The 19,848-nt window shown below is 70.4% G+C and carries 13 protein-coding genes and 1 tRNA gene; 3 read left to right on the top strand and 11 right to left on the bottom strand.

What is annotated here, in order from left to right:
- The first annotated feature begins 18 nt into the window (after positions 1-18).
- Positions 19-843: an Fpg/Nei family DNA glycosylase gene (locus tag ACYF6T_RS37000; protein WP_461702116.1), complete on the top strand. Its 825-nt coding sequence runs from the start codon at positions 19-21 to the stop codon at positions 841-843.
- 32 nt (positions 844-875) lie between these two features.
- Positions 876-1,640 carry an SDR family NAD(P)-dependent oxidoreductase gene (locus ACYF6T_RS36995; protein ID WP_461702114.1) on the top strand — a complete coding sequence of 255 codons (765 nt, stop codon included), beginning with the start codon at positions 876-878 and terminating at the stop codon, positions 1,638-1,640.
- Here ACYF6T_RS36995 and ACYF6T_RS36990 read toward each other — a convergent pair.
- The 9 genes from ACYF6T_RS36990 to ACYF6T_RS36950 all read right to left on the bottom strand — a co-directional run bounded on the left by ACYF6T_RS36990 (position 1,588) and on the right by ACYF6T_RS36950 (position 15,732).
- Entirely contained in the window at positions 1,588-1,857 is a 270-nt protein-coding gene (locus ACYF6T_RS36990) for a hypothetical protein (protein ID WP_461702112.1), read from the bottom strand. The two genes, ACYF6T_RS36995 and ACYF6T_RS36990, sit on opposite strands and share 53 nt — an antisense overlap.
- A 259-nt stretch (positions 1,858-2,116) precedes the next feature.
- Positions 2,117-2,497, bottom strand: a complete 381-nt coding sequence (locus ACYF6T_RS36985) for a helix-turn-helix domain-containing protein (protein ID WP_167997591.1) — start codon at positions 2,495-2,497, stop codon at positions 2,117-2,119.
- A gap of 109 nt (positions 2,498-2,606) precedes the next feature.
- The gene (locus tag ACYF6T_RS36980) at positions 2,607-3,152 is read right to left on the bottom strand and encodes a CinA family protein (RefSeq protein WP_461702109.1); all 546 of its coding nucleotides are present in this window, start codon (positions 3,150-3,152) and stop codon (positions 2,607-2,609) included.
- Positions 3,149-3,871 carry a CDP-diacylglycerol--glycerol-3-phosphate 3-phosphatidyltransferase gene (pgsA, locus tag ACYF6T_RS36975; protein ID WP_461702108.1) on the bottom strand — a complete coding sequence of 241 codons (723 nt, stop codon included), beginning with the start codon at positions 3,869-3,871 and terminating at the stop codon, positions 3,149-3,151. Before pgsA ends, ACYF6T_RS36980 begins: the two co-directional genes overlap by 4 nt.
- A complete protein-coding gene (gene rimO / locus ACYF6T_RS36970) occupies positions 3,868-5,337 on the bottom strand; it encodes a 30S ribosomal protein S12 methylthiotransferase RimO (RefSeq protein WP_461702106.1) in 1,470 nt (489 codons plus the stop codon). The genes pgsA and rimO overlap by 4 nt, the downstream gene beginning before the upstream one ends.
- A gap of 94 nt (positions 5,338-5,431) precedes the next feature.
- A complete protein-coding gene (locus ACYF6T_RS36965; RefSeq protein WP_461702104.1) occupies positions 5,432-6,271 on the bottom strand; it encodes a helix-turn-helix domain-containing protein in 840 nt (279 codons plus the stop codon).
- 246 nt (positions 6,272-6,517) lie between these two features.
- Positions 6,518-9,220: a DNA translocase FtsK gene (locus ACYF6T_RS36960; protein ID WP_461702102.1), complete on the bottom strand. Its 2,703-nt coding sequence runs from the start codon at positions 9,218-9,220 to the stop codon at positions 6,518-6,520.
- Between the two features lie 124 nt (positions 9,221-9,344).
- The gene (locus tag ACYF6T_RS36955; protein WP_461702100.1) at positions 9,345-10,025 is read right to left on the bottom strand and encodes a response regulator; all 681 of its coding nucleotides are present in this window, start codon (positions 10,023-10,025) and stop codon (positions 9,345-9,347) included.
- Between the two features lie 244 nt (positions 10,026-10,269).
- Entirely contained in the window at positions 10,270-15,732 is a 5,463-nt protein-coding gene (locus ACYF6T_RS36950; protein WP_461702098.1) for a HAMP domain-containing protein, read from the bottom strand.
- Between the two features lie 378 nt (positions 15,733-16,110).
- Between ACYF6T_RS36950 and ACYF6T_RS36945 the strand changes: the two genes are divergently transcribed.
- Complete coding sequence (locus tag ACYF6T_RS36945) at positions 16,111-18,861, top strand: SpoIIE family protein phosphatase (protein WP_461702096.1); 2,751 nt, start codon at positions 16,111-16,113, stop codon at positions 18,859-18,861.
- Between the two features lie 61 nt (positions 18,862-18,922).
- Here ACYF6T_RS36945 and ACYF6T_RS36940 read toward each other — a convergent pair.
- Both ACYF6T_RS36940 and ACYF6T_RS36935 read right to left on the bottom strand, forming a co-directional pair.
- Positions 18,923-18,995: transfer RNA gene (locus ACYF6T_RS36940), tRNA-Thr, on the bottom strand.
- Between the two features lie 76 nt (positions 18,996-19,071).
- Positions 19,072-19,734, bottom strand: a complete 663-nt coding sequence (locus ACYF6T_RS36935) for a DegT/DnrJ/EryC1/StrS family aminotransferase (RefSeq protein ID WP_461702154.1) — start codon at positions 19,732-19,734, stop codon at positions 19,072-19,074.
- Positions 19,735-19,848 lie beyond the last annotated feature (114 nt).

Below are 19,848 nucleotides of genomic sequence, written 5' to 3'. Positions count from 1 at the left end.
ACGTGCCACCCTTGACCCATGCCCGAAGGAGACACGGTCTGGCAGACCGCGAGACGGCTGCACCTCGCCCTCGCGGGCACGGTGCTGACCCGCAGCGACCTGAGGGTGCCCAAGTTCGCCACGGCCGACCTCACGGGCCGTACGGTCCTGGACGTCACTCCCCGCGGCAAGCACCTGCTGACCCGCATCGAGGGCGGCCTCACCCTCCACTCGCACCTGCGGATGGACGGCGCCTGGAAGGTGTTCGACAACGGCCGGCGCTGGACCGGCGGCCCCGCCCACCAGATCCGGGTGATCCTGGGCAACAGCGAGCGCACCGCCGTCGGCTACCGCCTGCCGGTTCTGGAGCTGTTGCGCACCTCCGACGAGCAGCGCGCCGTCGGCCATCTCGGTCCCGACCTCCTCGGCCCCGACTGGGATCCCGACCAGGCCCTGGCCAACCTCCTGGCCGATCCGGCGCGCCCCCTCGGCGAGGCCCTGCTCGACCAGCGCAACCTCGCCGGCATCGGCAATGTCTACAAGTGCGAGCTCTGCTTCCTGCTCGGCGTCACCCCGTGGCTGCCGGTCGGCGCCCTGCCCGCCGAGCGGGCCGCGAAGCTCCCCGCGCTCGCGAAGAAGCTCCTGGAGGACAACCGCGACCGCCCGGTCCGGCGCACCACGGGCCGGCGCGGGCCGGACCTGTTCGTGTACGGCCGCGCACCCCGCCCGTGCCTGCGCTGCCACACCTCGATCCGCGTGGCCGACCAGGGCGACGGCTCCCGCGACCGCCCCACCTACTGGTGCCCCGGCTGCCAGACGGGCCCGGCCCCGGTCCGCGGCGCCTCACGCCGCACGACTAATTGACGGGTCGTCAGATCCTCTCGTACGGTCCCTTCATGCCCGTCACGGCGTACGACCTCACCGGACGCACCGCATTCGTCACCGGGGCCGCCGGCGGCATCGGCCGCGCCTCGGCCGTCCTGCTGGCCGAGGCCGGCGCCGCCGTCCACTGCGCCGACCGTGACGCCCAGGGCCTGCACGAGACGGCCACCCTGATCAAGGCCGGCGGCGGCACCGCCCGCACCCACCACCTCGACGTCACCGACCGCACCCAGCTCCGCCAGGCCATCGCCTCCTGCGAGCGCCTGGACGTGCTGGCCGCGATCGCCGGGATCATGCACAGCAGCCCGGTCCTGGAGACCCGGGACGAGGACCTCGACCGCGTGCTCGGCGTCAACTTCAAGGGCGTCCTGTACGCCTGCCAGGAGGCGGCCCGCGTGATGCTGGCCCGCGGGATCGCCGGGAGCATCGTCACCATGGCCTCCAGCGCCGTCGACACCGGCCGCCCCGGCCTGCTCGCCTACGGCGCCGCGAAGGCGGCCGTGGTGCAGCTGACGAAGACGCTGGCGAGCGAGGTCGGCCGGGAGGGCATCCGCGTCAACGCGGTCGCGCCGGGCTGGACCCGCACCCCCATGACCGACCGCCACGACCCCGAGGAGCAGGCCCGCACGGAGGCGCTGATGGCCCGCATGTCCCCGCTGGGCCGGGTCGGCGAGCCGGAGGACGTCGCCCACGCCGTGCTCTATCTGGCCTCCGACGCCTCGGCCTTCATGACGGGTCAGATCCTGCGTCCGAACGGCGGGGTGGCGATGCCGTGGTAGCCCGCAGCGCCCGCCGCCAGCGTCCCCGCTCGACGGCTCCCGCGGCCCGCGCCTTGGGCACGCAGTGCACCGGCAACAGGCTCAGACCCCACCCGCCGGCCGCGACAGCGCCCTCCAGCGCCCCCGCGTGAGGCGACAGCGCGAGCCGCAGTACGGCCCACCACCACAGCGCCCCGAGCCCGACAACGGCCCCCCAGCGCACTATCGGCCGTGCCATGGGCCACCTCCAGCCCCGAAGCTAGACCGCCGCCCTCACCCGCCGGGAGGGCGCACCGACGGCACACGGACGCACCGCGCCCCTCCACCCTGACCGCCCGATGCCACCCCGGCAAACGCAGCCGGCTCCGAGGAACCGGCCCCGAGGAACACGAAAACCCCGACGACGCCTCCCCGGGTCTCCCCGGAAAAGCCCCGGTCGGGGCACGTGCATGTTCCCGGCGCCGGTCGGCGCGTCGTCGGTCTACACCCGCGTGAGGCTAGGCCGCGACCACGTCCACCGCTTCGGCGGGTGCCTTGATGGTCACCCGTTCCGGTGGCACACCGGTCACCGAGACGGAACCCAGCATCGGTCGTACCGGTGTGGGCACAGGCTCGCTGGGGGTGGCCGCAGCAGACTGGGCCAGCTCGGCGAGGGCGAGTTCGTCGCTCACTTCCCGCATGAGCTCGGACATCCGTACGTCCAGCGCGTCGCAGATGGCGGCGAGCAGTTCGGAGGAAGCCTCCTTCTGCCCCCGCTCCACCTCGGAGAGATAGCCGAGTGAGACTCGGGCGGACGAGGAGACTTCGCGCAGAGTACGGCCCTGGCGTTGGCGCTGCCGACGCAGCACGTCACCCAGCAGGCGACGGAGCAGAATCATCGGTGGCTCCCTCCTCGGACCGCGTAGCCGCATCCTTCTCGCCCCACCGTACCGCCTCGCGCCGCGGCCGTGCGGGGAGCGATGTCGTGTTCACTCAGGGCTGCAAACATCAAAACCCCCCGTTCTGTTCCGTATCCTGTGCCCGCTCATTCCCAGTGTGTTCGCTCGCAAGCTCCCTCAGAAGCAGTGCGAGTACGCTCCGTACACTCTCTCTACGAATTTCCGCGCGGTCGCCGTTCAACCGCAGGCCCTCCACTTTTCCGCCAGCGGCAGAACCGGAACCAGGGCCGAACGGCCCGTCCACGGCCACGAAAACCGTCCCGACGGGCTGGCCGTCCTGGGGATCGGGCCCCGCGACCCCGGTGGTCGCGATGCCCCAGTCGGCGCCGAGCGCCTTGCGGACGCCGACCGCCATCTGGGCCGCGACCTGCGGATCCACCGCTCCCTGCCGCGCCAGCAGGGTGGCGTCGACGCCGAGCAGTTCGTGCTTGAGTTCGGTGGCGTAGGCGGTCACCGAGCCGCGGAAGGCCCTGGACGCTCCCGGGGTCGCCGTGAGATCCGCCGCGACCATCCCGCCGGTCAGCGACTCGGCGACAGCGAGCGTCTCGCCCCTCACCGTCAGTAGTCGCACCACGTCGGCGGCCTGGGAACTCACGCTTCCGCCTCCTCCAACGCCGCCTTGCGCTCGGCGATTCCCCGCCTGCGCAGCACAATGGCCTGTCTCACATAGTCCAGCCCGGTCGCCACGGTCAGGACGACCGCCACGGCCATCACCCAGAACCTCAGCGTCGCCAGCCATCCCGTCAGCGCCAGGACGTACATCCCGACGGCCACGCCCTGTGTGAGCGTCTTCAGCTTGCCGCCGCGGCTCGCCGGGATCACGCCGTACCGGATGACGAGGAAACGCAGCAGGGTGATTCCGAGTTCCCGGCCCAGGATGACGATCGTCACCCACCACGGCAGATCACCGAGGCCGGAGAGACAGATCAGCGCCGCCCCCATGATCGCCTTGTCGGCGATGGGGTCGGCGATCTTGCCGAAGTCGGTGACGAGGTCGTAGGTGCGGGCCAGATGACCGTCGAACAGGTCGGTGATCATGGCGATGGCGAAGGCCGCCCAGGCGAGCGAGCGCCAGGCCGGGTCGTAGCCGCCGTCGGCCAGCATGAGCGCGACGAAGCCCGGCACGAGGAGCAGCCGGAGCATGGTCAGCAGGTTGGCGACGTTCCAGACGCTCGCCTGGTTGACGGCCGCGGCCGCCAGCTTCCCGCCCCGCGCGGGCCTCGCGTCGCCCGCCGTCTCGGAACCGGCGCCGTCCGCCCTGACGGGGTCCGCCTTGGAGGAGCCGTTCGCCGCCGATGCCGGCACTCCGGTCATCTGCCCGCCTCCTCACTGCCTCCGAGCGAGCCCGTCACGGGCTCCGCCACCAGGTCGACACCCTCCGTACCGACCACCTTCGCCTCGACCATACGGCCGACCGTCAGGCCCTCGCCGCTCGTGAGCAGCACCTGGCCGTCCGTTTCGGGCGCCTGGTGCGCCCCGCGGCCGTATACACCCTCCTCGTCGACGGACTCCACCAGTACGTGCACGGTCTCACCGAGGCGCTCCTCGGCGCGCTGCGAGACCAGTTCCTCGGCCAGTCGCGAGACACGTGCCAGCCGCTCGGCGACGACGTCCTCGTGCAGCTTGCCGTCGTAGGTGGCCGCCTCGGTGCCCTCCTCGTCGGAGTAGCCGAAGACACCGATGGCGTCCAGCCGCGCGCCGTTCAGGAACCGCTCCAGTTCGGCCAGGTCGGCTTCGGACTCGCCGGGGAAGCCGACGATGAAGTTCGAGCGCACGCCGGCCTGCGGGGCCTTGGCGCGGATGGTGTCGAGCAGCTCCAGGAAGCGGTCGGTGTCGCCGAAGCGGCGCATCGCGCGCAGCACGTCCGGGGCGGAGTGCTGGAAGGACAGGTCGAAGTACGGGGCGATCTTCGGCGTGGCGGTGAGCACGTCGATGAGGCCCGGGCGCATCTCGGCCGGCTGGAGGTAGCTGACGCGCACCCGCTCGATGCCGTCGACCTCGGCGAGCTCGGGCAGCAGCGACTCCAGCAGGCGGATGTCGCCGAGGTCCTTGCCGTAGGAGGTGTTGTTCTCGGAGACCAGCATGATCTCCTTGACGCCCTGCTCGGCCAGCCACCGCGTCTCGTTCAGCACGTCGCTCGGGCGGCGTGAGATGAAGGAGCCGCGGAAGGACGGGATGGCGCAGAAGGTGCAGCGCCGGTCGCAGCCGGAGGCCAGCTTCACCGAGGCGACCGGGGAGCCGTCGAGTCGGCGGCGCAGGGGCGCGCGGGGGCCGGAGGCCGGGGCGAGGCCCTCGGGGAGGTCGGCGGGGGCGTGGCCCGGGAGGGCGACGGAGGTGGCCGACTCCTGGCGCTCGGCCGGGCTGATCGGCAGCAGCTTGCGGCGGTCGCGCGGGGTGTGGGACGCGTGGATGCCGCCGTTGAGGATGGTCTGCAGGCGGTCCGAGATGTCGGCGTAGTCGTCGAAGCCGAGCACGCCGTCGGCCTCGGGGAGGGCCTCGGCGAGTTCCTTGCCGTACCGCTCGGCCATGCAGCCCACCGCCACGACGGCCTGGGTTCTGCCGTGGCCCTTGAGGTCGTTGGCCTCCAGGAGGGCGTCGACGGAGTCCTTCTTGGCGGCGTCGACGAAGCCGCAGGTGTTGACGACGGCGACGTCCGCGTCCTCGGCGTCCTCGACGAGCTCCCAGCCGTCCGCCTCCAAACGGCCTGCGAGCTCCTCCGAGTCCACCTCGTTACGGGCGCAGCCAAGGGTGACGAGTGCGACGGTACGGCGTTCAGGCATGCGCTCAAGACTACTTTGTCTCACTGACAGCCCACGTCGACGGGGCTGGCGATCTTCGCCAGCCCCGCGGTGTCCAACATCAGGTTCCGGGTCCTCAGCCGACCTGGGGGTCGCCCTTGGTGTACGTCAGGCGCTCGACGGCGCCGGGCTGGAAGTCGTCCTCGATCTTCTTGCCGTTGACGTAGAGCTGGATCGCGCCCGCGTCACCGAGGACGAGGTTGATCTTGTCGCTGTCCTGGAAGGTCTTGGAGTCGCCCTGCTGGAGCAGTCCGTCGAACAGGAGCCGGCCGTTGTGGTCCTTGGCGGAGATCCAGCTCTTGCCGTCGGCGGCGCTGACCTGGACGGTGACCTTGTCCTGGGGCGCGGCCGCGATGGCGCTGTCGGAGGGGTCGGACTTCGGGGTGGCGGACTTGCTGTTCTTGGGCGTCGGCGAGGCCGACTTGCTGACCGTGGGCGTGGAGCCCTCGGCCACCTGGGACTTGGCGCCGCCGTCGTCACCGCCCTTGAAGGCGGTGAAGCCGACGAAGCCGACCACGGCGACGATCGCGGCGACCATGGCCGCGGTCCAGTTGGGCCCGCGCCGCTCGGGACGGATGCGTTCCGCCTCGAACAGGGGGGCGGCCGGGGTGGGGGCGGGGCGGCCGCCGTGGTCGGCGTCGAACTGCGCGAGCAGTGGTGCCGGATCGAGGTGGACGGCCTTGGCCAGGGTCCGGATGTGGCCGCGTGCGTAGACGTCCCCGCCGCAGGGGGCGAAGTCGTCCGCCTCGATGGCGTGCACGATGGCGATGCGGACCCGGGTGGCGTTGCTGACGTCGTCGACGGTCAGCCCGGCTTCGATGCGCGCCTGTTTCAGGGCGCGGCCGACGGAGAGGCGGGCTTCCTCGCGGTCGTCTTCGAACGGACGCTCGTCTTCAGGGGAGTTGCCGATGGACACGGGGGCGCCTTTCGAGCGTTTAAGCCACCTGTGCTGGAGGTTCAGTCTATGGGGGGTGCGAAAGGGTGGGGCAACCGGGCGGTGGAGCTTGTTAGCCCATCGGTATGGCCGGACACGCCGATGGTGGAGCACGCGCTTGTCGCTTCCCTCAACTTGACGTACGCCGAAGGGAAACGGTTGCTCAATGATCCCTTACGGGTGAGTCACGATCGGACATCGGTGGCCGCACCCGTTCGGGGCCTCTTCTCAAGCCTCCCCGCGGATCACCGCGAGCACGCCGTCCAGTTCGTCAGCCTTCACAAGAACGTCACGGGCCTTCGAGCCCTCGCTCGGTCCGACGATCCCCCGCGACTCCATGAGGTCCATCAGCCGCCCGGCCTTGGCGAAACCGACCCGCAGCTTGCGCTGGAGCATGGAGGTCGACCCGAACTGCGTGGAGACCACCAGCTCGGCCGCCTGGCACAGCAGGTCGAGGTCGTCGCCGATCTCCTCGTCGATCTCCTTCTTCTGCTTGGTGCCCACGGTGACGTCGTCCCGGAAGACGGGCGCCATCTGGTCCTTGCAGTGCTGGACGATCGCCGCGACCTCTTCCTCGGTCACGAAGGCGCCCTGCATACGGGTGGGCTTGCTGGCCCCCATCGGCAGGAACAGGCCGTCGCCCTTGCCGATCAGCTTCTCGGCGCCGGGCTGGTCGAGGATGACGCGGCTGTCGGCGAGGGAGGAGGTGGCGAAGGCGAGCCGCGAGGGCACGTTGGCCTTGATCAGGCCGGTGACGACGTCGACCGAGGGCCGCTGGGTGGCGAGGACCAGGTGGATGCCGGCCGCGCGCGCGAGCTGCGTGATGCGCACGATCGCGTCCTCGACGTCGCGCGGGGCGACCATCATCAAGTCGGCGAGCTCGTCGACGATCACCAGCAGGTACGGGTACGGCTGGAGCTCGCGCTCGCTGCCCTCCGGGGGCTTCACCTTGCCGCTGCGGACGGCTTCGTTGAAGTCGTCGATGTGCCGGTAGCCGTACGCCGCGAGGTCGTCGTAGCGCAGGTCCATTTCGCGTACGACCCACTGGAGCGCCTCGGCGGCGCGCTTGGGGTTGGTGATGATCGGCGTGATCAGGTGCGGGATGCCCTCGTAGGCGGTCAGCTCGACGCGCTTGGGGTCGACGAGGACCATGCGGACGTCCTCGGGGGTCGCCCGGACCATGATCGACGTGATCAGGCAGTTGATGCACGACGACTTGCCGGAACCGGTGGCTCCGGCGACGAGGACGTGCGGCATCTTCGCCAGGTTGGCCATCACGTAGCCGCCCTCGACGTCCTTGCCGAGCGCGACCAGCATCGGGTGGTCGTCCTCGGCGGCCGCCGCGAGACGCAGCACGTCGCCGAGGTTGACCATCTCGCGGTCGGTGTTCGGGATCTCGATGCCGACCGCGGACTTGCCGGGGATCGGCGAGATGATCCGCACGTCCGGGCTGGCGACGGCGTACGCGATGTTCTTGGTCAGCGCCGTGATCCGCTCGACCTTCACGGCGGGGCCGAGCTCGACCTCGTAGCGCGTGACCGTCGGCCCGCGCGTGAAGCCGGTGACGGCGGCGTCGACCTTGAACTCGGTGAAGACGTTGGTGAGCGCGGCGACTATGGCGTCGTTGGCGGCGCTGCGCGCCTTGCCGGGGCCCCCGCGCGTGAGGAGGTCCAGCGAGGGCAGCGCGTAGGTGATGTCGCCGGAGAGCTGGAGCTGTTCCGCGCGCGCGGGCAGGTCGCCCGGCGCCTCGGGCGCGGGCTTGGTGCGGTCGGCGACCTCGACCTTCAGCTTCTCCTGCTTGGGCCGCGCGGCCGGCACCGGCGTCGGCGTGGGGGTGGGCGTGGTCTCCTCGCGATCGCCGACGCCGACGCCCTGGGTGAGGTCGGCGACGACCGGCGAGGGCGGCATGCCGTGCAGGACCGCGCCGTCGAGCGCCGCCGCGGCGGCCGCCGCGACGTCCACGGCGTCCATGGGGCGCCCCATGTCGGGCTGGGGCACCGCGGAGCGCCTGGGCCGCCCACGGCGCCGGGAGAGGGCCTCCTGCTCCGCGCTGTCGGGGTCGTAGGCCTCCGGGGCGGGAGAGCGCCGGCGCGTGCGCGGGGGCAGCGCCTCGCGCCACTGCTCGTCGTAGCGCTCGTCGTCCTCGGTGTACTCGTCCGCCTGCGGGTCGTCGACGATCCCGAGCTTCACGCCGAGCAGCCGCAGCCGCTGCGGGATGGCGTTGACCGGGGTGGCCGTCACGACGAGCAGACCGAAGATCGTCAGCAGGACGAGCAGCGGTACGGCGAGGACGTCGCCCATGGTGTACGTCAGCGGGGTCGCCGCTCCCCAGCCGATGAGGCCGCCGGCGTCCCTTATGGCCTGCATGCCGTCGCTGCGGGCGGGCGCGCCGCAGGCGATGTGGACCTGGCCGAGGACGCCGATGACGAGCGCGGACAGGCCGATGACGATACGGCCGTTGGCCTCGGGCTTCTCGGGGTGCCGGATGAAGCGCACGGCGATCACCGCGAGCAGTATCGGCACCAGCAGGTCCAGGCGCCCGAAGGCGCCGGTGACCAGGATCTCGACCAGGTCGCCGACGGGGCCGCGCAGGTCGGCCCAGGTGCCCGCGGCCACGATCAGGGCGATGCCGAGCAGGAGCAGGGCGACGCCGTCCTTGCGGTGGGCCGGGTCGAGGTTCCTGGCACCCTGCCCTATGCCGCGGAAGACGGCGCCGACGGCGTGCGCGACACCGAGCCAGAGGGCGCGTACGAGCTTGTAGATGCCGCCGGTCGGGCTGGGTGCCGGCTTCGGCGGCGGCGCGGACTTCTTCGCCGCGGTCCTCTTGGCGGGCGCCTTCTTCGCCGGAGCCTTCTTCGCGGCGGCCTTCTTCGCCGGTGCCGCCGCCTTCTTCGCGGGCTGCTTCTTGGCAGCGGAGGGACGTGAGGCCATAGAGGTGAGGTTACCGGTGGAGACGACAGCGGACACGTGTGCCCACTGCTTCACCCGTTCGTGTCGCCGTTGCGGACATGGGGAGCTGACGCGGACTCATCGGGCAACGGGGCCCGCCCTCGGGTCAGTTCTGCGAGGACACCGACGACGTGCTGCCCGTTCCCGGCTCCAACGCGTCCAGGGCGCGCCGCAGTCCGGTGAGTTTGCGCTCCAGGTGGGCCGCCGTGGCGACGGCCGCCGCGTCCGCGGACTCGTCGTCGAGCTGCTTGGACAGCGCCTCGGCCTGCTCCTCGACCGCCGCGAGCCGGGCCGACAGCTCGGCCAGCAGGCTCGCCGGTTCCTTGGTGTCGCCGACCGCGGCCTTGCCGCCGCCCTCCAACTGGAGCCGCAGCAGCGCCGCCTGCTCACGCAGCTGGCAGTTCTTCATGTACAGCTCGACGAACACCGACACCTTGGCGCGCAGCACCCAGGGGTCGAACGGCTTGGAGATGTAGTCCACCGCGCCCGCCGCGTAGCCGCGGAAGGTGTGGTGGGGGCCGTGGTTGATCGCGGTGAGGAAGATGATCGGGATGTCCCGGGTCCGCTCGCGCCGCTTGATGTGCGCGGCCGTCTCGAAACCGTCCATGCCCGGCATCTGAACGTCCAGCAGAATGACCGCGAAGTCGTCCGTGAGCAGTGCCTTGAGCGCTTCCTCCCCGGACGATGCCCGCACCAGCGTCTGATCGAGCGCAGAGAGGATGGCCTCCAGCGCCAGCAGATTCTCCGGCCGGTCATCGACCAGGAGGATCTTGGCCTTCTGCACCATGGCCCGCCCTCCTCGCCCCGGATGTGCACCGGGCGCCGCCCCTGGGGACGACTCCCTTTCGCCGCCCGTCCTTGTGCCGGTCATCGTAGCCGCACCCCGCCTGTCGCCACACCCTGTCACCGTGATGTCACTGTGCACGTAGCAGAAACGTAGCGGGAGACCAGAAGGTTCCCCGAATCCCGTACTTCTACACGGCATCGGCCACACTGAGTCAGCAACTCCGCGTGAACATCCATGATTCCCGTCACTGGCCCCGCATCCACTGTTGCATGACCGCCAGCAGGTGATCGGGGTCGACCGGCTTGGTGACGTAGTCGGAGGCGCCCGACTCGATCGCCTTCTCCCGGTCGCCCTTCATCGCCTTCGCGGTCAGCGCGATGATCGGCAGGCCCGCAAACTGCGGCATCCTGCGGATCGCCGTCGTCGTCGCGTATCCGTCCATCTCGGGCATCATGATGTCCATCAGGACGACCGCCACGTCGTCGTGCTGTTCCAGCACCTCGATGCCCTCGCGGCCGTTCTCGGCGTACAGCACGGACAGGCCGTGCTGCTCCAGGACGCTGGTGAGGGCGAAGACGTTGCGGATGTCGTCGTCGACGATCAGCACCTTCTGCCCGCCGAACCGGATGCCCCGGGAGCCCTGTGCCGCCTCGCTCTGCTCGGCGTCCGCCCACGGCTCCTGTCCCGCGGCGCGGTGCTCGGCGTCCGGTCCGGGCCGCCGGCGGCGCCGGAAGAGCGCCGCGGCGCCGTTCTGCGTCTCGTGGTACGACTTCACCTCGGCCGGCGTCTCGATCTCCACCTGGGACAGCTCGGACAGGTCCGAGGCGGCCACCAGGTCACCGGCCCCGAGGGCGGCCACGGGCTGCTGGTAGCCCTGCGGCGGCAGCTCGCTCGGGTGCAGCGGCAGGTACAGCGTGAAGGTGGAGCCGCGGCCCGGCTCGCTCTGGGCGTGGATCTCGCCGCCGAGCAGCTGGGCGATCTCCCGCGAGATCGACAGCCCCAGCCCGGTGCCGCCGTACTTGCGGCTGGTGGTGCCGTCCGCCTGCTTGAACGCCTCGAAGATCACCCGCATCTTGCTGGCCGCGATGCCGATGCCGGTGTCGGTCACCGAGAACGCGATCAGCGGCGCGTCCGGATCGGTGAGCGACCCCGCCTCCAGCAGCTGCTCCCGGATGGACTGCGGCACGTCCGTGCCGGCCGGTCGGATGACGAGCTCGACGGAGCCGGAGTCGGTGAACTTCACCGCGTTGGACAGCAGGTTGCGCAACACCTGGAGCAGGCGCTGTTCGTCGGTGTGCAGCGTCGCGGGCAGCTCCGGGGAGACCCGTACGGACAGGTCCAGGCCCTTCTCGGCGGTCAGCGGCCGGAAGGTGGCCTCCACGTAGTCGACGAGCTGGACGAGCGCGATGCGCGTCGGGGAGACGTCCATCTTGCCCGCCTCGACCTTCGACAGGTCCAGGATGTCGTTGATCAGCTGCAGCAGGTCGGAGCCGGCGCCGTGGATGGTCTCGGCGAACTCGACCTGCTTCGGGGAGAGGTTGCCCTCCGCGTTGTCGGCGAGCAGCTTGGCCAGGATCAGCAGCGAGTTCAGCGGCGTACGCAGCTCGTGCGACATGTTGGCGAGGAACTCGCTCTTGTAGCGCATCGACACGGCGAGCTGCTCGGCGCGCTCCTCTAGGACCTGCCGGGCCTCCTCGATCTCGGTGTTCTTCACCTCGATGTCGCGGTTCTGCTGGGCGAGCAGCTCGGCCTTCTCCTCCAGTTCGGCGTTGGACGCCTGGAGGGCCTTCTGCCGGTTCTCCAACTCGGCCGACCGCTCACGGAGTTGCTCGGTCAGCTCCTGCGACTGCTTCAGCAGCTGCTCGGTCTTGGTGTTGACCGAGATGGTGTTGACGCTGGTCGCGATCATCTCGGCGATCTGGTTGAGGAAGTCCTTCTGGATCTGGGTGAACGGCGTGAAGGAGGCGAGCTCGATGACGCCGAGCACCTTGCCCTCGAACAGTACCGGAAGGACGATCACCTGGGCGGGCGGGGCCTCGCCGAGCCCGGAGGAGATCTTCAGGTAGCCGCTGGGCGCGTTCTCCACGAGGATCGTGCGCTTCTCCTGCGCGGCGGTCCCGATGAGCGCCTCGCCGGGCCTGAAGGACGTCGGCATGGAGCCCATGGAGTAGCCGTACGAGCCCAGCATGCGCAGCTCGTACTCGTCCCCGTCGGCGCCGTCCGCGTCGGCCGGGGGCATCGCCAGGAAGAACGCGCCGTGCTGCGCGGCCACCAGGGGCGGCAGTTCGCTCATGATCAGCGAGGCCACGTCCTCCAGGTCGCGCCGGCCCTGCATCAGGGCGGACACGCGCGCGAGGTTGCCCTTGAGCCAGTCCTGCTCCTTGTTGGCGATCGTGGTGTCGCGCAGGTTGGCGATCATCTTGTTGATGTAGTCCTGCAGTTCCTGGATCTCGCCGGACGCGTCGACGTCGATCTTCAGGTTCAGGTCGCCCCGGGTCACCGCGGTCGCCACGCGCGCGATGGCGCGCACCTGGCGGGTGAGGTTTCCTGCCATCTCGTTCACGGACTCGGTCAGGTCGCGCCAGGTGCCGTCGACGTCCCGCACGCGTGCCTGGCCGCCCAGCTGGCCCTCGGTGCCCACCTCGCGGGCCACGCGGGTGACCTCCTCGGCGAAGGAGGACAGCTGGTCGACCATCGTGTTGATCGTCGTCTTCAGTTCGAGGATCTCGCCGCGGGCGTCGATGTCGATCTTCTTGGTCAGGTCGCCCTTGGCGATGGCCGTGGTGACCATGGCGATGTTGCGCACCTGGCCGGTCAGGTTGGACGCCATCTGGTTCACGGACTCGGTGAGGTCCTTCCAGGTGCCGGCCACGCCGGGCACGTGCGCCTGGCCGCCGAGGATGCCGTCCGTGCCCACCTCGCGGGCCACCTTGGTGACCTGGTCGGCGAACGAACTCAGCGTCTTCACCATGGTGTTGAAGGTGTCGGCGAGCTGCGCGACCTCGCCGCGCGCCTCGATCGTCACCGTCCGCGTCAGGTCGCCGTTGGCGACCGCGTTCGCCACCTGGGAGATGTTGCGCACCTGCATGGTCAGGTTCTTGGCCATCAGGTTCACGTTGCCGCTGAGGTCCTTCCAGATGCCCGTGACACCCGGAACGTGCGCCTGCCCGCCCAGGATGCCCTCCGTGCCCACCTCGCGGGCCACCCGGGTCACCTGCTCGGCGAAGGACGACAGCTGGTCGACCATCGTGTTGACGGTCGTGACGAGCTCAAGGATCTCGCCCTTGGCGTCGACGGTGATCTTCTTCGACAGGTCGCCCTTGGCGACCGCCGTCGTGACCTCGGCGATCTGGCGCACCTGGATGGTCAGGTTGTTCGCCATGAAGTTCACCGACTGCGTGAGGTCCTTCCAGGTGCCGGAGACGCCCTGCACCTCGGCCTGACCGCCGAGCTGGCCCTCCGTGCCCACCTCGCGGGCGACCCTGGTGACCTCCTCCGCGAACGACGACAGCTGGTCGACCATCGTGTTCAGGGTGTTCTTCAGCTCCAGGATCTCCCCGCGCGCGTCCACGGTGATCTTCTGGGACAGGTCACCGCGCGCCACCGCGGTGGCGACCTGGGCGATGTTGCGCACCTGGGCGGTCAGGTTGCCCGCCATGCCGTTCACGGAGTCGGTCAGGTCCCGCCACACGCCGGCCACGCCGGGCACCTGCGCCTGACCGCCGAGACGGCCCTCGGTGCCCACCTCGCGGGCCACCCGGGTCACCTGCTCGGCGAACCCGGAGAGCTGGTCGACCATCGTGTTGATGGTGTTCTTCAGCTCCAGGATCTCCCCGCGCGCGTCGACGTCGATCTTCTGCGAGAGGTCGCCCTGGGCCACCGCCGTGGTCACGTAGGCGATCTGCCGCACCTGCGAGGTCAGGTTGCCCGCCATGAAGTTGACGGAGTCGGTGAGTTCCTTCCACGTACCGGACACGCCCGGTACGACCGCCTGACCGCCCAGGCGGCCCTCCGTGCCCACGTCCCGGGCCATCCGCGTCACCTGGTCGGCGAAGGACGACAGCTGGTCCACCATCGTGTTCACGGTGTTCTTCAGCTGGAGCATCTCGCCGGAGACGTCCACGGTGACCTTCTGCGACAGGTCGCCGTTGGCCACGGCGGTCGTCACCTGGGCGATGTTCCTGACCTGTCCGGTGAGGTTGCGGAACGCGGTGTTGACGGAGTCCGTCAGGTCCTTCCAGGTGCCGGCCGCGCCCGGGACCTGCGCCTGACCGCCCAGCTCGCCCTCGACACCGACCTCGCGCGCCACGCGCGTGACCTCGGAACCGAAGGACTGCAGCTGGTCCACCATCCCGTTGACGGTGTTCTTCAGCTCCAGCATCTCGCCGGCCACGTCGACCGTGACCTTCTGCGACAGGTCGCCGTTGGCCACGGCCGTGGTGACCGCGGCGATGTCCCTCACCTGGATGGTCAGATTCCGGAACACCGTGTTGACGGAGTCCGTCAGGTCCTTCCAGGTGCCGGCCGCGCCCGGCACGTTCGCCTGGCCGCCCAGCTGTCCGGCCGCGCCGACCTCGTTGGCCACGCGGGTGACCTCGTCCGCGAAGATCCGCAGCGTCTCGGTCATCTGGTTGATCGTGTCCGCGAGCTGCGCGACCTCACCGCGTGCGGAGACGGTCACCTTCTGCGACAGGTCACCGTTGGCGACCGCCGTGGTGACCTGCGCGATCCCGCGCACCTGGGCAGTGAGGTTTCCTGCCATCAGGTTCACCGAATCGGTGAGGTCCTTCCACACGCCGGCCACGCCGGGCACCTGCGCCTGACCGCCCAGCTCGCCCTCGGTGCCGACCTCACGGGCGACACGGGTCACCTCGGAGGAGAAGGACGACAGCTGGTCCACCATCGTGTTGACGGTGTTCTTCAGCTCCAGCATCTCGCCGGCGACGTGGACGGTGACCTTGCGGGACAGGTCGCCCTTGGCGACCGCCGTGGTCACCAGCGCGATGTCGCGCACCTGGGCCGTGAGCCGGTACGCCATCGTGTTGACCGAGTCCGTGAGGTCCTTCCACGAACCCGACATGCCACGCACGCGTGCCTGACCGCCCAGCTTGCCCTCGGTGCCCACCTCGCTGGCCACCCGGGTGACCTCGTCGGTGAACGTCGACAGCTGGTCGACAAGGTTGTTTACAGTCCGTCCGACCTTGAGGAACTCCCCGCGCAGCGGATGCCCGGTCCCGTCCGGGGCCTGCGACCGCAGCTCCATGCGCGGCGACAGATCGCCCTCGGCGACGGCCGACAGCACCCGGCTGACCTCGGAGACGGGCCGTACGAGGTCGTCCACGAGGGCGTTGGAGGCGTCGATGGCGGCCGCCCAGGAGCCCTCACAGGCGCCCGTCTCCAGCCGCTCGGTCAGCTTGCCCTCGCGCCCGACCATGCGCCGCACCCGCGACAGCTCCCCGGTCAGATGCAGGTTGCGGTCGGCCACCTCGTTGAAGACCGCCGCGATCTCCGACATCACGCCGTCCCCGGACACCGTGAGCCGCTTGCGGAAGTTCCCGTCCCGCATCGCCACCAGGGCCGCCAGCAGTCGGTTCAGGGACGCGGTGTCCACCGCGGTGGTCCCATTGCGTGGATTGCGCTGATTGCTCAGGGACTGTCCGCCTTTCGCGCGCGTCTTAGTGCCCCGCGTCGCTGCGCCAGACTCCACTTGTCCCTCCCGCAGGGGTCGACCGTTACTGCTGTGCTCGGGTACTGCGTTTCGGCGTACCAGTTACTGCTGCGTATTTCTGCCCGATGTAATCAGGCCACACCAAGGGGCTGCTGCCCGCTGTACAGAGAAGACACCCAGCCTGCCCGGACCTTCACCAGAAGCTTGCCCAGTGTTTCATCCTGCCTGAACCAGGCCATAACAGTTCGGCAGCTTCGCACATCGTCCGCACACCCTCCGGACGGAAACACTGCAGACCGGCATCCGCATGGCCGTCGAAGGTAAGTAACCTTGCATGCGGCTGTCCAGCCGCACCGGTCCGTCCGGCCTGGGCGGTGGCACGAGAACGAGCGGGCATCGGAGGGGCGGCCGCACAACATGACCACCGGACTGATCCCCGGGGGACAGCCCCCGGACCCCCGGCCGACGGGCGGCCTGCCGCATCAGCGGCACGAGCCGGTCGGCCACGGAGCCCTGCACGTCGACAACCGGACGAGGAGTTCTGTGATCACCGCGCGCGCGGCCGCCAGTTTCGAGCCCGTCGGGCGATCGGTCGCGAGCGCCCGCTCCTTCGTCCGCGACACGCTCCAGGGCTGGGGCTTCGCGGACATCGTCGACGACGCGGTGGTCCTCACCAGCGAGCTGGTCACCAACGCCGTCGTCCACGCGGGCACCTCCGCGGACCTGCTGTGCCTGCGCTGCGACGACGGCGTGCGCATCGAGGTCGCCGACCGCTACCCGGAGCGCGAGATCCCCCTCCAGGGCTCCCCCGTCAACATGGGCAGCCCCGACCGCGAGGGCGGCCGCGGTCTCCAGCTGTGCGCGGCCCTGGCCACCCGCTGGGGCGTCGAGTACACGCCGACGCACAAGCAGGTCTGGTTCCAGCTGGACCTGCCCGAGCGCCCGGTGGGCACCAGAGCGGCCGGGCCGTCGCTGCCCGCCGACCTCCTCCCGCTCGCCGACGGCAGGGTCCGCGTCGCGGTGGTCCAGATCGACCGGGGCGGTTCCATCACGTCGTGGAACGAGGACGCGGAGGAACTCTTCGGCTATGCGGCCGAACAGGTGATCGGAAAGCCTCTTACCGATCTCGCCGCCTGGCCGCACACCCCCGGCACCAGCACCGGCATCGCCGAGGCCCTCCAGCTCTCCCGCTGGGAGGGCAGCTACGGCATAAGGGGTGCCAACGGCCGGGTCACCCCGGTGTACGCCTCCCACCTCCGCGTCCGCGACACGGGCGGCGAGCCCTCCACGGTCTGCCTCCTGGTCCGCGACCACGAGCGGGCCGTCCTGCAGACCCCGCTGCGCGTTCCCGCCTCGGACACGGCCACCGGCGAGGGCCAGAGCACCGACCCCTTCGAGGTGTTCATCGGCTCCCCCGCCCCGGACGACCTCGACGGCCTGCTGCAGCGCACGGTGGAGCGCGCCCGCGACATGCTCGACGGCGACTCCGCCTTCCTGCTGCTCGCCACCGACGACGAGACGGAGCTGGAGGTCCGCGCCTCCACCGGCCTGCCCTCGGCCCGCCAGCGCTTCGCGCGCGTGCCCGTCGAGGCGGGCCCCGGCCGCTACGGCTCGGCGCGCATGCCGGCGGTCCACGACGACCTGTCGGCTGTCCCGGGCGCCGTACCGCTGCTGAGCGGCACCGGCATGCGCTCGGTCGTCACGGTCCCCCTGAAGGTCGAGGGCCGCCTCACCGGCTCCCTCGGCGTCGCCGCGGAGGCCCCCGGCCGGTACTCCAACGAAGAGGCTCTGCGCCTCCAATTCGCCGCCGACCGCATCGCCTTGGCGGTGGAATCGGCCCGCCTCGGCGAACTCGAACGCCTGCGCCGCGGCTCCCTCAGCTTCCTCGTCGAGGCTTCCGACCTGCTCGCCGGCACCCTGGACCGCGACCAGACACTGGCCCTGATGGCCCAGATGACGGTCCCGACGCTGGCCACCTGGTGCGCGGTCTACACGATCGCCGACCAGGCCTCCGAGCCCTACCTGTCGTACGTCCTGCACGAGGACGAGGAACTCATCGACGGCATCAAGTCGTTGTTGTCGAAGATCCCCCCGCCCGACCCGGTACCCACGCCCGGCGCCCGTGTCTGGTCCGCCCCCGGCGAGGTGGCCCACCAGGCCGCCCTGCGCAGCTCCATGCGCAGCCTGGGCCTCAGCGGCGGCCCGACCCACCAGATCGCCTCCGGCATCGGCCCGACCCTCGCCACCGCCTCGGCGGTCGGCGGCGAGACCGTGGTCCTTCCCCTGGTCGCCCGCAACCGCGTCATCGGCATGCTGACCCTCGGCAAGCCCACGGACGAACACTTCCGCCAGGAAATCCTGGAACTGGCCGAGGACTTGAGCCGCCGAGCCGCCCTCGCCCTCGACAACGCCCGCCTGTACTCGGAGCGCACGGCCATCAGCCAGTCCCTCCAGCGCAGCCTCCTGCCGCCGGAGCTCCCCGAGATCGACGGCGTCGAGGTCGAGGTCATCTACCGCGCGGCCGGCGAGGGCAACGAGGTCGGCGGCGACTTCTACGACATCTTCCCGATCAGCGAGGGCGCCTACGGTTTCGCCATCGGCGACGTCTGCGGCACGGGCCCGCACGCGGCCGCCGTCACGGGCCTGGCCCGCCACGCCCTCAGGCTGCTCGCACGGGAGGGCCTGAGCGGCCCGGCCGTCCTGGAGCGCCTCAACTCGGCCATCCTCGACGAGGGAGCCCGCAGCCGCTTCCTGACCCTCCTGTACGGCGAGATGCGGCCCCAGGAGGACGGCAGCGCGGAACTGAAGGTGGTCTGCGCCGGTCACCCGCTCCCCCTGCGCCTGCGCCAGGACGGCACGGTCGAGCCGGCCGCCGAACCGCAGCCGCTCCTCGGCGTCATGGACGATCTGGAGCTCTACGAGCAGACCGTCACCCTCGACCCGGGCGATGTCCTCCTCTGCGTCACCGACGGCGTCACCGAGCGCCGCGAAGGCACCCGCATGCTGGGCGACGACGGCCTCGCCGACGTCCTCACGACCTGCACGGGCCTGACGGCCGGCGCGGTGGCGGCCCGGATCATGCGCGCCGTCGAACGCTTCGCGTCGGACGCCCCGTCCGACGACATGGCGATCCTGGCGATGCGCGTCCCCGGACTCCACAAGGACTGAAGCCGGCCGCACAGCGCACGAATAAGCCCCCCGCCCAAAAGGACGGGGGGCTTATTGTCAGAGCCCCCAAACGGAATCGAACCGTTGACCTTCTCCTTACCATGGAGACGCTCTGCCGACTGAGCTATAGGGGCCGGTCGCCTTTTCGGGGTTTCCCCCGCGGCAACGAAATAGATCATACCCCGAACGGACCTGTGCTCCCAACCACGCTCAGAAGGCGGGCTGCAGCAATCCGCCCAACGCATTGCAGGCGCCCACGATCCGCTGCATGTCCCGTTTCGTCAACGAGGCGTCCACCGGCAGCGCGAGCGTCTCGTCGGCGGCACGCTCGGTCTCCGGCAGCGACACACAGCGCCGGAATTCCGGCAGCCGGTGCACCGGCGTCTTCACAGGCACCCTGCACTCGACACCCCGGGCCCGCACGGCCCTCGCGAAGGCGTCACGGTCCGGCCGCCCGTTGCCGGGCACGCGCACCACGTACTGCTGATAGGTGTGCCCGTCACCACCGTCCGGCGTGCGCACGCCCCTCAACTTGGCGTCGAGATAGGCGGCCCGCTCCCTGCGCTGGGCGATCTCGTCGTACGGCGCCTCGGACTCACCCTGCTCCAGCACGAGCAGCCCGTGCCGCTGTCCGATGCCGTGCATCCGCGCGATGTCGGCGGGCCGGCCGAAGCGGTGTACGACGACCACGGCCGCCGTACGCGGAGAGACGGCTGCCTCCACGGCGGACGCGTCGAGGCAGTACGTCACCGGGTCTATGTCGGCGAACACCGGCAGCGCCCCGGCCATGGCCACGGCCTCAGCGACCTCGACGTTCCCGAAGGCCGGCACCACGACCTCGTCGCCGAGCCCTACGCCGGCGGCCCTGAGCATTGCAGCAGTACCCATGCCCGGGATGGTTGTTGCGGAACGTGAACTTCAAGTGACGCAGAACAAAAAAGGGTTGGACCCCGAACCGAAGTTCAGGATCCAACCCTTTGAATAATC

The organism is Streptomyces sp. 7R007, from assembly GCF_054850255.1.
This window is presented reverse-complemented; position numbering and strand designations above follow the sequence as displayed.